At 62.9% G+C, this 15,362-nt stretch carries 11 protein-coding genes; 4 read left to right on the forward strand and 7 right to left on the reverse strand.

The window, feature by feature from the left end:
- Positions 1-171: 171 nt before the first annotated feature.
- The 5 genes from ACZ0BA_RS28420 to pulA all read right to left on the reverse strand — a co-directional run bounded on the left by ACZ0BA_RS28420 (position 172) and on the right by pulA (position 7,708).
- Positions 172-2,472, reverse strand: coding sequence for a GH92 family glycosyl hydrolase (locus ACZ0BA_RS28420; RefSeq protein ID WP_463454478.1), 2,301 nt, complete (start codon positions 2,470-2,472; stop codon positions 172-174).
- Positions 2,473-2,560: 88 nt separating this feature from the next.
- Positions 2,561-2,929 (reverse strand): DUF3325 domain-containing protein, encoded by a 369-nt coding sequence (locus ACZ0BA_RS28425; protein ID WP_463454479.1) that lies wholly within the window; start codon positions 2,927-2,929, stop codon positions 2,561-2,563.
- Positions 2,926-4,515: a PepSY-associated TM helix domain-containing protein gene (locus ACZ0BA_RS28430; RefSeq protein ID WP_463454480.1), complete on the reverse strand. Its 1,590-nt coding sequence runs from the start codon at positions 4,513-4,515 to the stop codon at positions 2,926-2,928. Before ACZ0BA_RS28430 ends, ACZ0BA_RS28425 begins: the two co-directional genes overlap by 4 nt.
- Complete coding sequence (locus ACZ0BA_RS28435; RefSeq protein ID WP_463454481.1) at positions 4,512-4,823, reverse strand: iron transporter; 312 nt, start codon at positions 4,821-4,823, stop codon at positions 4,512-4,514. The genes ACZ0BA_RS28430 and ACZ0BA_RS28435 overlap by 4 nt, the downstream gene beginning before the upstream one ends.
- Before the next feature lie 179 nt (positions 4,824-5,002).
- Positions 5,003-7,708: a pullulanase-type alpha-1,6-glucosidase gene (gene pulA, locus ACZ0BA_RS28440; RefSeq protein WP_463454482.1), complete on the reverse strand. Its 2,706-nt coding sequence runs from the start codon at positions 7,706-7,708 to the stop codon at positions 5,003-5,005.
- A 307-nt stretch (positions 7,709-8,015) separates the two neighbouring features.
- Between pulA and cysC the strand changes: the two genes are divergently transcribed.
- Together cysC and ACZ0BA_RS28450 are read left to right on the forward strand one after the other, a co-directional pair.
- Positions 8,016-8,573 carry an adenylyl-sulfate kinase gene (cysC, locus tag ACZ0BA_RS28445; RefSeq protein ID WP_463454483.1) on the forward strand — a complete coding sequence of 186 codons (558 nt, stop codon included), beginning with the start codon at positions 8,016-8,018 and terminating at the stop codon, positions 8,571-8,573.
- Positions 8,563-9,447 (forward strand): hypothetical protein, encoded by an 885-nt coding sequence (locus tag ACZ0BA_RS28450; protein ID WP_463454484.1) that lies wholly within the window; start codon positions 8,563-8,565, stop codon positions 9,445-9,447. The genes cysC and ACZ0BA_RS28450 overlap by 11 nt, the downstream gene beginning before the upstream one ends.
- On the opposite strand, the gene ACZ0BA_RS28455 is transcribed toward ACZ0BA_RS28450, so the two are convergent.
- Positions 9,413-9,805 (reverse strand): hypothetical protein, encoded by a 393-nt coding sequence (locus ACZ0BA_RS28455; protein WP_463454485.1) that lies wholly within the window; start codon positions 9,803-9,805, stop codon positions 9,413-9,415. The two genes, ACZ0BA_RS28450 and ACZ0BA_RS28455, sit on opposite strands and share 35 nt — an antisense overlap.
- Before the next feature lie 109 nt (positions 9,806-9,914).
- On the reverse strand, positions 9,915-11,465 hold the full coding sequence (locus ACZ0BA_RS28460) for a POT-type proton-dependent oligopeptide transporter (RefSeq protein WP_463454848.1): 1,551 nt from the start codon (positions 11,463-11,465) through the stop codon (positions 9,915-9,917).
- A 241-nt stretch (positions 11,466-11,706) separates the two neighbouring features.
- Here ACZ0BA_RS28460 and ACZ0BA_RS28465 point away from each other — a divergent pair, with 241 nt between their 5' ends.
- Together ACZ0BA_RS28465 and ACZ0BA_RS28470 are read left to right on the forward strand one after the other, a co-directional pair.
- Positions 11,707-13,344 (forward strand): alpha-glucosidase, encoded by a 1,638-nt coding sequence (locus ACZ0BA_RS28465; RefSeq protein ID WP_463454486.1) that lies wholly within the window; start codon positions 11,707-11,709, stop codon positions 13,342-13,344.
- A gap of 111 nt (positions 13,345-13,455) precedes the next feature.
- Positions 13,456-15,330, forward strand: coding sequence for a glucokinase (locus ACZ0BA_RS28470; RefSeq protein WP_463454487.1), 1,875 nt, complete (start codon positions 13,456-13,458; stop codon positions 15,328-15,330).
- Positions 15,331-15,362: the final 32 nt, after the last annotated feature.

A 15,362-nucleotide genomic window follows, 5' to 3' on the forward strand; every position in this document is an offset into this window, starting at 1 on the left:
TGTCTAGGGCTCTGCGGCTCTGAGGCTGTTTGCAATAAGGAAAACATTATTGCGCTGACGAAATAAATAATAGCACGATTTTTTAATCTTGGTGCACGTCCCGCTTAAAACTTGCGCATGAGCAAATCGAGCCAGGGGCATGGACTGCGGGACGCAGCCCGCACTGTCGCATTATTGATACTGCGGATCGGTTGAAAGGGAGTAGGGCGCGTCCGCCGGAGAGGAGGCGCGACGTGTCTCGGGCCGCTCCGCCATATCAAAGTCCAGCGTGGCGCCGCGCATCAGTTCCGCATGACCGAGCCAGTTCTTCGAGGTCGCCTTGCCGTCGACCTTCAGCGCGTGCACGTAGCGTTTGGCGCCGCTGTTAGCGGGCGCGTTGATGACGATGGTTTTGCCGTTCTCCAGCTTCAGCGTGGCCTTTTTGAACAGCGGCGCCCCCACCACGTACTGCGGCACGGCCGGCGTGACCGGGTAGAAGCCGAGCGCGGAGAACACGTACCAGGCGGAGGTCTGGCCGTTGTCCTCGTCGCCGCAATAGCCGTCCGGTGTCGGCTTGTACATGCGGTTCATCGTCTCGCGCACCCAATACTGGGTTTTCCAGGGCGCGCCGGCGTAGCCGTACAGGTAGATCATGTGCTGGATCGGCTGGTTACCGTGCGCGTACTGGCCCATGTTCGCGATCTGCATTTCGCGGATCTCGTGGATCACTTCTTTATAGTAGCTCTCGTCATATGTCGGCGGCAGCGTGAAGACTTCATCGAGCTTGGCGACGAATTTCTCGCGCCCGCCCATCAGATCTATCAACCCGTTCACGTCCTGGAATACCGACCAGGTGTAGTGCCAGCTATTCCCCTCGGTGAAGGCGTCGCCCCATTTGAATGGATTGAATGGCGACTGGAAGCTGCCGTCCTTGTTTTTGCCGCGCATCAGACCAGTCTCGGGGTCGAACAGCTTTTTATAATTCAGCGCGCGCTGGCCGTAGATGGCGATCTCGGAGCGCGGCTTGCCCAGCGCCTTGCCCAGCTGGTAGATGGCGAAATCGTCGTACGCGTATTCCAGCGTGCGGGCGGCGTTCTCGTTGATTTTCACGTCATACGGCACATAGCCCAGTTCATTGTAGTAGCCGACACCGGCCCGGCCGACGGCGCTCATCGGGCCTTCGTTGTTGGCGCCGTGCTTGAGCGCCTGCCACAGCGTTTCGATATCGTAGCCGCGCAGGCCCTTGATGTACGCCTCCGCGACGACGGAGGCGGAGTTATTCCCGATCATGACGTTGGCGTAACCGGGGCTAGACCACTCGGGCAGCCAGCCGCCCTCCTTGAAATCGTTGACCAAGCCCGCCTGCATCTCGCGGTTGATCGACGGGTACATCAGATTGAGGAAAGGGTAGAGCGCGCGGAAGGTATCCCAGAACCCGGTGCCGGCGAACATGTAGCCCGGCAGGACCTGGCCGTTGTACGGGCTCCAATGGACGATCTGGTTGGCGGCGTCGATCTCGTAGAGTTTATTCGGGAAGAACAAGGTGCGGTACAGGCTCGAATAGAAGGTGCGCGTCTGCTCCTCGCTGCCGCCTTCGACATTGATGCGGCCCAGCGTCTTGTTCCAGATATCCCTGCCTTTTTGTGCAGTGGTGTCGAAGCTGTCATTGGCCAGTTCGCGCTTGAGGTTCAGCTCCGCCTGTTCCTCGCTGATGAAGGAGGAGGCCACCTTCATGCCCACCTTTTCACCTTTGGCGGTCTTGAAGCCGACCAGCGCGCCGGCATGGTCGGCCGCCAGTTCCAGCACGTCGCCGGCCAGCTGGTCGCCGTTCCACAGCCTGGTCGAGGCGAACGCTTTGTCGAAGTGGATGACGAAGTAATTCTTGAAGTTCTTGGGCAGCGGACCCCGCGCATGGCGGGTGCTGTAGCCGACTATTTTGCGTTCGGCCGGAATCACCTTGATGTACGAACCCTTGTCGTAGGCGTCCACCACCACGTAGGCCTCGTCGGTTTTGGGGAAGGTGAAGCGGAACTGCGCGGCGCGCTCGGTCGGCGTGATTTCTGTCGTCACGTCGGCGTCGGCCAGATACACGCTGTAGTAGTAAGGCTTGGCCACTTCCGCCTTGTGCGAGAACCAGCTGGCGCGGTCGTCCTGGGTGAATTTGAATTTACCGTTAGCCTGGCCGACCACCGGCATGATGGCGAACTGGCCGTAGTCGTTCATCCACGGCGACGGCTGGTGCGTTTGCTTGAACCCTCGGATCTTGTCGGCGTCGTAGCTGTAGGTCCAGCCGTTGCCCATCTTGCCGGTTTGCGGCGTCCAGAAATTCATCCCCCACGGCAGCGCGATGGTGGGGTAGGTATTGCCGTTGGAGAGTTCCGGCTTGCTGGCGGTGCCCATCAGCGGATTGACCCGATCGACCGGATCGACTACCGGCGCCGCCGATGCCAATCCGGTTAGTGCGAACAACGCGGCCGAAAGATAAAGCTTCATGATCAGATCCGACGATGGAGAATCCGAAAAGATACCATGTCTTTATGCGCTTATCGAAACCACGTATCCAAACTATCGTGCGCGCGGTTCAATGCACCAGGAACGCCGCGCCGGCTGCCAGCAGCGCCAGGGTGCCTGCCGCCATGCCACCGCGGGGCAGCCGCCGCACCGCATACGTCAACATCAGCACCGCCATCCATCCGGCCGCCGTCAGCGCCCCTAGCCACAGCACCCAGCCCTGCGTGCCCCCGCGCAGCGCCAGACACGCCAGCAGGGACAACAACAACTGTCCGCAACCGTACCACCGCAGCCTGCGGCGTTGCGCCGGCGACGGTTCCGCGCCACGTCCATGCACGTCGGCCCAATGGCGATCCATCGCCAGGCCCAGAAAAGCGAATCCCGAAAACGCCCCGGCCACCGCCGCGCATCCCGTCATTACCGCGTAAATCGAAGTCATGCCGCATTCCCCGCAAGTCGAGTTTTTGTCACTGGCGCACGTCCCAGTCGCGCCGAGGCATAAAGCAGCAGGGCGCCGATCAGCAAGGTGACGCCGTCGAAGCCGGCCAGCGCCCACAAGCCATTCGGGATGCTGATGAGCAGATGTGCGCCGCCGGTCGCGCCGTTCAGCACCGGCAGCAGCGCGAACAGCATCCCACCCGCCAGCAGCTGCCAGCGCCACATCGGACGCGATGGCCAGGCCAGTCCCGCCACCATCGCCACCGCCCACGCGGCGAAGAACCAGCTGACCTCCGCCGCCGGACGTTCTGCCAGTGCCACGGGCAGCAGGCGGTTGGCCCAGAAGTAGGCCGCCATCGCCACCGGCAAGCCGGCCACCGCGCCGATGTTGAGGCCTTCCACAAGACGCAGGCCGAAGCCGATGCGTCCCGCTTTCAGATGCTTGGGCTTTTCCTTGACGGCCCACAGCAGCAGGCCGGTGGCCACCATCGCGCAACCGGCCAGGCCGGAGAGGAAGAACAGCGCGCGCAGCAGCGGATCGGCAAAGCGGCCGATGTGCAGCCCGTACATGACGCCGCGCGTGGCCACGGCGGCGCCGCGCCCGGCGTCCGGCGATGGCAGCGGCCTGCCGGTGGCGCCATCGTAGATCAGCGTCGGCAGGTCGGAACTGAGGCCGCGTCCCTCCTGCTGGGTGACGGCGATGGTGGACGCCGCATCGTTGGGAAAGTTGACCGTGATCCGTCCCGCCGGCGCGCCGCCCCAGGCCTGGCTGGCATGGGCGATCACGGGACCGAGCGGTGTCAATGGCGCGGCCACACCGGAGGCTTTGGCGCCTTGCGGCAAACCGGGGAACAGCTCCGCGAAGAAGGCTTTTTCGTTATTGTCGTAGGCGACCTTGACTCCCCACGGCATGTACATGAACATCAGCGTCACCAGGCCGGTGTAGGTGATCATCAGGTGGAAGGGCAGCGCCAGCACCGCGCTCACGTTATGAAAATCGAGCCACGAACGCTGTCCCTTGCGCGGCCGGAAGGTGAAGAAATCCTTGAAGATGCGTTTATGGGTAACGATGCCCGACAGGATGGCCACCAGCATCGACATGGCGCAGATGCCGACGATCCAGCGGGCCACCGGCACCGGCATGTAGTGCAGGTCGAAGTGCAGTCGGTAGAAGAAATCGCCGCCGCGCGTGGAGCGTGCATCGGCCAGTTCGGCGCCGGTGGCCGGGTCCAGCAATGCCTGGTCGAACCGGCGCCGCCCCTTGCCCTTGCCTTTGGCTTTGCCTTCGCCGGCCGGCGGCGCCCACATGGTTTGTACCGCTGGTTCGCGGTCGCTCGGCAAGGACAGGAACCAGCGCTCGCTGTTGGGTGCGCGTTTTTGCAGCGCGCGCGCTGCTTGATCGGCCGCCACCGCCTGCGTCACCTGCGCGATCGCCGTCCGGTGCAGCTCGGGTTTCATCCACAGCGTGATTTCATCGCGGTAGTAGCTGGAGGTGCCGGCCATGAAGATCAGCATCAGCACCCAGCCCACCAGCAGGCCGGACCAGGTGTGCAGCCAGGCCATCGACTGGCGGAAGCCTTCCTTCATGCCGCCGCTCCCTGCGCGCCGATGGCCAGCAGCAGCGCGAACGGCAGCGCCGCCAGCAGCAGGCCGACCAGCGCGCGCAGGGCCGTGCGCGCGGCGAAGCACCACATGATCGCGCATGGATAGACAATCAGGCCGGCCATGGTGGCGGTCAGCGCGGCTTCGATACGGGCGATGGGCAGCCACATGGCCAGCGTCGCCGCGATCGCGGCGGCCACCGCGTAGCCGCCGAAGATGGCGATCAGCGCGCGCAGGGCGACACCGGCGCGGTAGCGCAATTGGGGCGCCTTCTGGGTCTGCGACACAGTCATAGGGGGCTTTCAAGGGGAGAAGTGGGGTTTTCTCTCTTTGACGGCGGTGACGTGGCTGATGCGGAACGGGCTGCGGGCGCAAACGCAAATGAGAATTATTCCATTATCGCGTCAGCTAGGGGATTTTGCAAGCGCGCGCGTTAGCCACCTAAACCCGGTGGGCTTTGCGCGCGCGGTTGTCACTCTACGAAGACCACTGCGCTGCGGGCCGGTAGCGTGAACGTGCCGGAGGCGGCGTCGTATTGCGCCTCGCGCGCCACGCGCTGGTCCGCAGCGCCGGTGCGCAGGTGCACGGGATGCAGCCGGTAGCGACGGTTCTTTTCCTCGTCCACGGTGACGCGCTGCGAGACCTTGTCGACGTTGATCAGATATGTGATCGATTTGAAGTTGGCGCCGGCGTAGCCCGCGCCGTCCAGATGCGCGACGAGCACCGTCGGCACCTGCGTCGAGCCGGTGTTGTGGAAGCGCAGGCGCTGCTGGATGTCGGCCGAGCTGCGCATGCGGAACAGCGTGCTGCTGGAACGGATCGCCAGCAAATCGCGGAAGGCGTCACGCGACCAGGCGATGTCCGAAGGCGCGGGCTTGATCGCGGCGTTGGCCAGCAGGGGGCGCATCAACGCATAGTCCTTGCCGTTGTCCTCTTCGCGCGGCAGGCCGGTGCCGTAGTAGTTATCCTGGTAGGTCCAGTCCAGGCGATTGAACCAGTCGCCCGATTCGAAGCTGTTGCGGTCCAGCGATTTGGACCGCAGGATGTCGAAGCCGGCGTGGAAGTACGCCACGCCCTGGCTGAAGGCGTTGATGGCGGCGCCCAGCATTTGCACCTGCGCGCGCTCGGCGCCGGTGGTCTCCAGCGGCAGCTTGTAGACGTTGATGTCGAACAGCGTCTGGTTGTCGTGGTTCTCGACGTAGTTGACGGTTTCCGACGGCTCGCTCGCGTAACCGGCCGGCTGGTTGCCGCCGTAGACGATGTCACGCAGCGGTTTGGTCTCGTCCTGCCAGGTGCGCATTGTGTAATTGCGCAGCGAACCTGCCAGGCCGACCTTGACCATGTCCGATGCCTGCAGCAGGTCGCCCCCTGGACGCGCCGGCGCTTGCGCGTTGGGCGCGTAGACCAGGCCATTGATGTAGCCTTGCTGCGAGATGATCTGGGTGCTGCCATCACTGGCTCCGCCGCCGCGCATGGCGTCGCGCGCGCGGTCGCTGAAGGTGCCGATGCCGCTGCCGTTCAACGACAGCTGCGACGCCTGCACGAACCGTGCGCCGTCGGCCACTTCGCCGAAGTTCCAGCCTTCGCCGATCAAGTCGATGCGGCGACCGGTGGCGCGGTTGACGCGCGCCTTCAATTCCTCCATCGCGGCGCGCGGCTGGTGTCCCATCAGGTCGAAACGGAAGGAGTCGATCTTGTACTGCACGGCCCACTGTTCGACCGAGTCGATCATCAGTTTGGCCATCATCAGGTTTTCGGTGGCGGTGTTGTCGCAGCAGGTCGAGCGCTCGATGCCGCCGGTCGCGTTCAGGCGGTGGTAGTAGCCGGGCACCACGCGGTCCAGCACCGACTTTTCGTTCTGGCCGGCGATGAAGGTGTGGTTGTAGACGACGTCCATGCCCACACGCAGGCCGGCCTTGTGCAGTGCCTGCACCATCTGGCGGAATTCGACGATGCGCTTTGCGCCGTCGGCCGGATCGGTGGCGTAGCTGCCTTCCGGCGCGTTGTAGTGATACGGGTCGTAGCCCCAGTTGTAGCAATCGGTGAATTTAACCTTCGTAACCTCCGCCTGCTGTTCCATTCCGTCCGGCTTGAGGCCGGGCAGGGCGGCGATGTCCGGCGCGACGCAGCCTTGTTCCGGCACGGTGGCGATGTCGTAGACCGGCAGCAGGTGAATGTCGGTCATGCCGGCGCGGCTCAACGCGGCCAGGTGTTTCATGCCGTTGGAGCGGGTCTCGGTGAAGGCGGTGTACTTGCCCCGGTTGGCCGCGCTGACGGTGCTGTCGTTGATCGAGAAGTCGCGCACGTGCAGTTCGTAGACCGTCATGTCGGTCGGCGCGGCGACCCTTTTAGGCGACGGGGTGCTGTCCCAGCCGGCCGGCTTGAGCTTGGCCGCGTTCAGGTTGGCGATGTAGCTGCGCCTGGAGTCGGTGGTCAGGCTGACGGAGTATGGATCGGTGACCAGGTTGCGCACGATGCCGGCGGTGGGCGTCATGACGTCGACTATATATTGGAAGTACGCACCGCTGGCCTGCGCGGACCAGACGCCGGTGGCGTCGTCGCGCAGCATCGGCGTGATGGCGGTGGCCTTGCCGGCGCCGCTGGCGTAGGTGCACACTGCCACGTTCTGCGCGGTGGGCGCCCACAGTTTGAAGGCCGCGCTGCGCGGTCCGGCCGTGACGCCGAGGTCCTTGACCTTGGCGGCGCCCGCGTACAGGTCATCCAGCGCGCCGGCGATCTGCAGCGACGTCACATCGCGCACCACGCCGTCCTCGCCTTCCTGCACCAGCAGCACTTGCTGCGTCAGCAGCCGCGCCGCGTCGGGAACGGTGAGCACCGCGCCGTCCCCGACAAACTTGAAGCGCTGCGCGACAGCGGACGGCATCGCGCCATCGAAGCGCGACAACGTCACCTCGCCGTCCGCACCGGTGACGCGTGCGCCCGGCGTCGCGCGCAGCAGTGCGTTGGCGGAGTAATAGAGTTTGAACACGCCGTTGGCCGCATTGGCGCCAGGCCACTTGATCAACTGCCGATTGAGCCAGTACGCGCGGGCGTCGGTGGCCGGCGCCGCTTTGAGCGGTGTCGCAAAAGCGCCATCGCAATCCGCCAGCACTGGCGGCGCCGAGGCCGCTAAACCTGTCAGCGATGTCAGCGCCAGGGCGCTCCCGAATGAACCCACGATCAAACGCTTACCAGCCCGCATGCCAACCATATACCGTCTCCAAACCGTCGATGTAAGTAACGCGACTACAGAAAACCGCGCGTTGCCGTCAAAATTGGCGGATATGGTACTCCAGAATTTGTAGTTTAAGTACGAATAGCCAACTGTCGCGCGGTGACTTCTTATCAAGAATTAACATAAACCCCGATGATGTAGGGTTTTGATTGCCACAACGTAGACCCTGTATCAAGCGGTAATTGTCGGGTGAATGACGCCCTTGCGCTGCTAGTCTTGACCGCATCCGTTACCAGTCACAAGGGCTATCATGATATTGCTATTTTGCGGCCTCTCGGGCGCCGGCAAGACGACGCTTGCCAACAGCGTCAAAGACCATCTTGCCCGCCGCTCCATTCCGGTTGAAGTCATCGATGGCGATCCGTATCGGGCCCGCCTGTTCAGCGACCTGGGTTTTTCGCGCCAGGACCGCAGCGAAAACCTGCGTCGCCTTGGCTACCTCGCCGATAAATTCGCCGCGCACGGCATCGTTACGATTATCAGCGCCATCAGCCCCTATGACCAAGTGCGCAAGGAACTGGTCGCGCTCTATCCAGGCGTGAAAGTGGTGTTCATCGATTGCGCGCTCGATGAACTGCGGCGGCGCGACACCAAGGGCTTGTACCGGCGCGCCGGCCTGCCCGACGATGCGCCCGACAAATTGAACTGCCTGACCGGCGTCAACGATCCATTCGAGCCGCCGGTCGAACCGGACCTGTACTTCAACACCCGCGACAGCAACGTCGCCGAGTGCACCGCGCGCATTTGCGAGTATGTGCTGGGCCACACCGCTTTCGTTCAGCGGCGCAGGGCACGATATGGCCAATGATGTCCTGGTCATCGCAGGAATGCACCGTTCCGGTACCTCGCTGATCACGCACTGGCTGCACGACTGCGGGTTGCAGGTCGGCGAGCGGCTGGTGGGCGCCGGCACCGGCAATATCGAGGGCCATTATGAAGACGAGGATTTCTTCCACCTGCATCAGCAAATCCTGATCAATAAGGGTGTTCATCCTGACGGCCTGCAGCCGCCCGAGGCGATGACGCCGAGCGCGCGGGAGCAGGCCGAGATGCGGTCCCTCATCGCCGCGCGGAATGCCAGCTTCCCCCAATGGGGCTGGAAGGAGCCACGTACCTGCTTGTTGTTGGACACGTATTCGGCCTTGCTGCCACAGGCGAAGTATCTGGTGCTGCTGCGCGATTATGAGGAAGTGGTGCATTCACTACTGAAGCGGGATTTCGGCCTGCTCGATAGCCGATATCAGGCAAAGAGCTGGCCGTATCGCATGGCGTGGAAGTGTTTTTACCGGGCGATGCGGCTGGCGCGGCATCGCCGCAAGCATCGTGAGCGTTACCTGAAAGCCTGGGTGGTGTACAACCGGAAGATCCTGCAGACCTTGGACAAGCTGCCCAAGCACCGCTATCTTGTGGTGAATGGCAAGTCGATGCAAAGCCAGTGCGCCGAGGTGTTCGGTTTCCTGTCGTCGCACTGGTCATTCCAGCTGCGTTACAAAAAATTCGCCAGCGTGTACCGCGATGAGCTGATCAGCCGCCAGGCCGACGTGGCGCCGTTGGCGGCCGATCCGCTGCTGCTGGCCGAGGCGCGGCAAATCGGCACGAACCTCCAGCTGTATCTGGATTGCAGCCGGCAGCGCCTCGCCGCCGTGCCTACTTGCCGCCGGCCTTCTTCGCTGGCTGGTTAGTGCAGGTGGTGTTGTCCTTGTGCGCGGTGGAGACGTTTTCTCCGCCGCTGGCATCGACGCCGCCTTGAGGGCGGTGGCAATCGGCCTTGGCGCCCTTGGGCGGCTTGTTATCGAAGCCTGGCTTACTGGTCGGTTGCATGCCTCCGTTGCCGTTCTGGGCGCCGGTGTTGGCCTCGGCCTCACCCTTGGCCGCGCCTTTCGATTGGAAGGCGGTCGCGCCGGTGGACCCGGTGGGCTGCACGACATCTTTGTCGGACATCGGTTTGCTCTGCGCCTGCGCCGCCACGCTGAAGGTGGCGGAGAGGCAGAAAGCGGCGATGCCTATGGCGGTTTTGGTCCTGGTGAATGGGGTGCTCATGATGGTCTCCTTGATTGCTCTGGTAACTCAACAATTGTTTCACACCCCAGGCACCTCCCAAGTAGGATACCACCCCGTGTCGAAGTCGGATTTCGCGCGCACGCAGCTGTTATTTCGCTGAAACGCGGTAATTATCGACCATCTTGTAGCGCATCGCGTATAGGGCGAACAGGCCCGCCGTGAGTAGCGCAAAGCCGGCGAAGAAGAACATCTGGAAAGCGATGGAGCTCATGCCGCTAGTGGCGATGTGCGCGCTGACCGCATCGTTTTTCACGCCCGAATTCACGATCAATACCCACAGATTGCCGACCGTGACGGCCAGGTACCAGAAGCTCAGGATGATGCCTTTCATCGGCGCGGGCGCCTGGCTGTAGGCGAATTCCAGCCCTGTGGCCGACACCAGCACCTCGCCCAGCGTCAGCAGTGCGTATGGCAGCAGTTGCCAGAGGATCGAGACCTTGTCGCCGCCGTCCATTTGCAACTGGATGGCGCCGATCACGAGCCACGCGGCGCCGGACAGCGCGATGCCCATGCCCATGCGGCGCAGCGGCGTCGGCGTGATGCCGATGGCGCGCATCAGCGGGAACAGCGCGATGTTATTCAACGGGATCAGCAGCATCACCAGGATCGGATTGATGGCCTGCATCTGCGCTGGCAGCAGCGTGAATTCCCAGCCGAAGATCGACAGCAGCGGGCTGTCCATCGCGTTGGCCTGGACGATCCAGGTCGACGCCTTCTGGTCGAACAGCGACCAGAATGGCGTGATCATCGCGAACACGATGAGGATGCGCAGCACCGCGCGCACGCCTTCCACCGCTTCATCGGTGTGCAGGCCGCGCGCGCGTTCCAGCTGCATCGACACGCCAAAGCCGCCGAACGCCAGCAGCAGCACCAGCGCGGTGCAGGCGGCGATGACAAAGCCCCACTGCGGCGACATGCACAGCGACAGCACCGCGCCGGCCGCCCCGATGCCGGCGACGATCAGGCCGGGACGCGATTTGCCGGGCGCCTTGGCAAACAACGCGGTGCGCGCGACGCTGCTGAAGGAATCGGGATTGGGCGCGGCCGGCGGCACGTGCACATATTTTTTGCGGCCGATCCAGAACACCAGCGTGGCGATGGCCATCAGAATTCCGGGAATGCCGAAGGCCACAGCCGGGCCGTAGTCGCGCAACATCACCGGCATCAAGAGCGAGGCGAAGAAGGAGCCGAAGTTGATGATCCAGTAGAAGGCGTCGAATACCAGCTTGGCGCGGTTCTTGTTGGTCTGGTCGAATTGGTCGCCGACAAAGGCCACTACCAGCGGCTTGATGCCGCCGGAGCCGAAGGCGATCAGCGCCAGGCCGAAATAGAAGCCCTTGAGGTTGTCCTCGAAGATCGCCAGACAGGCATGGCCCGCCACGTAGATCAGGCTAAACCAGAACACCGTCTTGTATTTGCCGAAGAAGCGGTCGGCCAGCCAGCCGCCCAGCAGCGGGAAAAAGTACACGCCGATGACGAAGGTATGGAAGACGTGCTTGGCCTCGGCGGTGCGGTCTTCCATGGGAATGAACAGCAAAAGCGTGCTCAGGAGAAACGGCGTGAGGATGTTGCGCATGCCGTAGAAGCTGAAACGCTCGCAACCTTCGTTGGCGATGATGTAGGGAATTTGTCGGGGCATCGGCCCGTTGCCGTTGGCGATCGCGCTGCTAGTCACTGGTTTCTCCTAAAATTTGTGTAGTTTGACTACTCATTTTTGTTTTATGAATTCCGATAAAAACTCATAAGTATTTGATTTAAAAGGATTAATTGTGATAATCCCAAATCAGGTACACGATTGAAAAAAACAATATCGTGATGTATATTCTCTACAAACTCATCCGCGCGCCTTCCACGACACGCAGCCAACCCCGGATTCTCTTATGACTAAGCAACTAACTCAAGTTTCCCCGCACATTAAAGATTGGTATCGCGAGGCGATCATCTACCAGGTCTACCCGCGCAGCTTCCTCGATACCAACGGCGACGGCATCGGCGACATGCCCGGGATTACGGCAAAGTTGGACTATATCGCATCGCTGGGCGTGGACATCGTCTGGATTTCGCCATTTTTCAAGTCGCCGATGAAGGACTTCGGCTACGACATTTCCGACTACTGCGACGTCGATCCGATGTTCGGCACCCTGGCCGATTTCGACGTCATGATCGCCAAGGCGCATAGCCTGGGCCTGAAGATCATGATCGACCAGGTCATGGCGCACACCGCCGAGGAGCATCCCTGGTTCAAGGAGAGCCGCTCGAGCCGCGACAATCCCAAGTCCGACTGGTACGTGTGGTCCGACCCGGCGCCGGACGGTAATCCGCCGAATAACTGGATGTCGGTATTCGGCGGCTCGTCGTGGCAGTGGGACACGCGTCGTCGTCAATACTATTTACATAATTTCCTCGTCAGCCAGCCGCAGCTCAACTTCCACAACCCGCAGGTGCAGCAGGCGCATTTGGACGCGCTGCGCTTCTGGCTTGAGCGCGGCGTCGATGGCATCCGCCTGGACGCGTCGAACTTCCACTTCCACGATCCTGAACTGCGCAGCAATCCACCGGCCGTCAACCGCGACACCGCCACCGTATCGGACGTGAACCCGTACGGCATGCAGGCCCACGTCTACGACAAGAGCCGTCCGGAGAACCTGCCGTTCCTGCAAAAGCTGCGCACCCTGCTTAATGAATACCAGGCGGTGTCGATCGGCGAAGTGGGCGCCGACGATTCGCTGGCCGTCATGGCCGAATACACGGCCGGCGGCGACAAGCTGCACATGGCCTACAGCTTCAATCTGCTGGTACCAACCTGCTCGTCGCACTACATCCGCAAACAGGTGGAGCAGTTCGAAGCGCGCGTGAAAGGCGGCTGGGCCTCGTGGTCGGTCGGTAACCACGACGTGCAGCGCGTCGCCACGCGCTGGGGAGGACCGGGCGCACCGAAGGCATTTGCCAAAATGATTTTGGCGATGCAGCTGTCGCTCAAGGGCACGCCGTGCCTGTACCAGGGCGACGAGCTGGCGTTCGCCGAGGCGGACGTGCCGTTCGAACTGCTGCAGGACCCGTACGGCATCACGTTCTGGCCGGAGTTCAAGGGCCGCGACGGCTGCCGTACGCCGATGGCGTGGACCGCCGGCGCCGATGGCGGCTTCACCACCGGCAAGCCATGGCTGCCGGTGTCGCCGGACCATGTCGCCAAGGCGGCGGCGGTGCAGGAGTCGGATGCGGAATCGTCGCTGGCGTTCACGCGCAAATTCATCGCCTGGCGCCGCAAGCTGCCGCAACTCACGCGCGGCGACATCCAGTTCTTCGACACGCCGGAGCCGGTGCTGGCGCTGCGCCGCGATGCCGACGGTGAGCGCGGCATCATCGCCGTGTTTAATTTAGGCGGCGAGCCGGTCAGCTTCGTGTTACCGCAAGTAGCCGGCGCCGAGCAGATGGAAGGTTACGACCTGCCTGGAACGGTGGACGGCAGCCAGGTGCACTTGCCGGCCTTCGGCGCCTGGTTCGGCTACGCAAAGTGAGTGAGGACGGCGGCGATTTGCCGCCGTTATCGTGCGCTGAGCACGTACTTACCTTCTTAACACCACGTATTTCAGGTATGCTTCCGCCAACTGTTTTGACTGAATCGAACGATGAAACAAGCTGAAGTAGACCAAAAACTCAACCGCACGGCGTTCGCCGACGGCCCGCGCCTGCTGGCCGACATCGGCGCGACGCACGCGCGCTTCGCTTTGCAAACGGCCCCCGGCGAATTCCGCGCCGTGCGTGTGCTCAAGTGCGACGACTTTAGCGACATCGTCGCCATGCTGCGATCGTACCTGTCCGACCACGCCGACATCACCTTGAACCACGCCGCGCTGGCGGTGGCCAACCCGGTCAGCGGCGACCATGTCCGCATGACCAATCGTGACTGGGAATTCTCCACCGACGAAGTACGGCGCGCGCTCGGCCTGCACACCTTATTAGTGGTGAACGACTTCACCGCGCTGGCGATGTCGCTGCCGGGGCTCAAGCCCGCGGACCTGATGCAGGTTGGCGGCGGCAAGCCGGCGTCGAACTCCGTCATCGGCGTGTTGGGACCGGGCACCGGCCTTGGCGTGTCGGGCGTGATCCCGACCGTCGACGGTTTCGTCACGCTCGGTTCCGAAGGCGGCCACACCAACTTCGCGCCGGCCGACGAGCGTGAATATTCGATCCTGCAGTACGCATGGCAAACCTGGTCGCACGTCTCGACCGAGCGCCTGATCTCCGGCCCCGGCATGGAGATCATCTACCGCGCCATCGCCAAGCGCAATGGGCGCCAGGTGCGCGACCTGAGCTCGCAGGAGATCATGGCCGGCGCGCTGACCGACAAAGACCCGCTGTGCCTCGAAGTGCTGGAATGCTTCTGCGCGATGCTGGGCGGCGCCACCGCCAACCTGGCCGTCACGCTGGGCGCGTTCGGCGGCATGTTCATCGGCGGCGGCATCGTGCCGCGCATGGGGGAGTGGTTCGCGTCGTCGCCGTTCCGTTCGCGCTTCGAGGCCAAGGGCCGCTTCACCAGCTACCTGTCGGAGATTCCGACGTACGTGATCACCACGCCGAATCCTGCCTTCTACGGCGTGGCGACGATTTTGTCCGAGCACCTGCGCGGCCGCAGCGGCGCCAACACGCTGATGGAACGCGTGCAGCACCTGCAGCACGAACTGACGCCGGCCGAGCAACGCGTCGCGCAACTGGTGCTGGAGCAGCCACGCCTGGTGCTCAATGAACCGATCGCCGATATCGCGCGGCTGGCGGAAGTGAGCCAGCCGACCGTGATCCGATTCTGCCGTTCGCTTGGTTTCCTCGGTCTGGCCGATTTCAAATTGAAGTTCGCCAGCAGCCTGACGGGCGCGATTCCGGTGCGTCACAGTCAGGTGCGCGTCAGCGACAGCACGCACGACTTGAGCGCCAAGGTCATCGACAATACTGTTTCCGCGATCCTGAAATTCCGCGATCAGCTGGACGTGCGCTCGCTGGACAAGGCGATCGCGCTGGTGGCCAAGGCCAAGCGGGTGGAGTTTTACGCGATGGGTAATTCGCGCGTGGTGGCGCTGGATGGCCAGCACAAGTTCTTCCGCTTCCGCATTCCGACGTCGGCCTATGGCGACTCGCATTTGCTGACGTTGGCGGCCGAGCTGCTCAATCCCGGCGACGTGGTGATCGCCATTTCCAACTCAGGCAAGCTGCCGGATCTGCTGGAGGCGGTCGACGCCGCGCGCACGGCTGGCGCCGACGTTATCGCCATCACCGCCAGCAACTCGCCGCTGGCGAAGAAGGCCAGCGTTTGCCTGGCGGTCGATCACACGGAGGACAGCACCACGTTCCTGTCGATGATTTCGCGCATATTGCAGCTGTTGCTGATCGACATCCTGTCCGTCGGCATCTCGCTCGACACGCAGAATTCGCGCGTGGTGGTGCAGCAAAAGCCCAAGAGCGGCGAGACCGACAACCGGCGCCTGCTGATCTCACACCTGGACAGCTGATCGCCGGACGACGGCCACCCCAAAGGCAGACC

The organism is Duganella sp. AC917, assembly GCF_979258245.1.

What these genes read in the sequence shown, in the direction of transcription:
- ACZ0BA_RS28420 (WP_463454478.1), bottom strand. Translation starts at nt 2,472, where the DNA reads ATGAAGCTTTATCTTTCGGCCGCGTTGTTCGCACTAACCGGATTGGCA.
- ACZ0BA_RS28425 (WP_463454479.1), bottom strand. Translation starts at nt 2,929, where the DNA reads ATGACTTCGATTTACGCGGTAATGACGGGATGCGCGGCGGTGGCCGGG.
- ACZ0BA_RS28430 (WP_463454480.1), bottom strand. Translation starts at nt 4,515, where the DNA reads ATGAAGGAAGGCTTCCGCCAGTCGATGGCCTGGCTGCACACCTGGTCC.
- ACZ0BA_RS28435 (WP_463454481.1), bottom strand. Translation starts at nt 4,823, where the DNA reads ATGACTGTGTCGCAGACCCAGAAGGCGCCCCAATTGCGCTACCGCGCC.
- cysC (WP_463454483.1), top strand. Translation starts at nt 8,016, where the DNA reads ATGATATTGCTATTTTGCGGCCTCTCGGGCGCCGGCAAGACGACGCTT.
- ACZ0BA_RS28450 (WP_463454484.1), top strand. Translation starts at nt 8,563, where the DNA reads ATGGCCAATGATGTCCTGGTCATCGCAGGAATGCACCGTTCCGGTACC.
- ACZ0BA_RS28455 (WP_463454485.1), bottom strand. Translation starts at nt 9,805, where the DNA reads ATGAGCACCCCATTCACCAGGACCAAAACCGCCATAGGCATCGCCGCT.
- ACZ0BA_RS28460 (WP_463454848.1), bottom strand. Translation starts at nt 11,465, where the DNA reads ATGCCCCGACAAATTCCCTACATCATCGCCAACGAAGGTTGCGAGCGT.
- ACZ0BA_RS28465 (WP_463454486.1), top strand. Translation starts at nt 11,707, where the DNA reads ATGACTAAGCAACTAACTCAAGTTTCCCCGCACATTAAAGATTGGTAT.
- ACZ0BA_RS28470 (WP_463454487.1), top strand. Translation starts at nt 13,456, where the DNA reads ATGAAACAAGCTGAAGTAGACCAAAAACTCAACCGCACGGCGTTCGCC.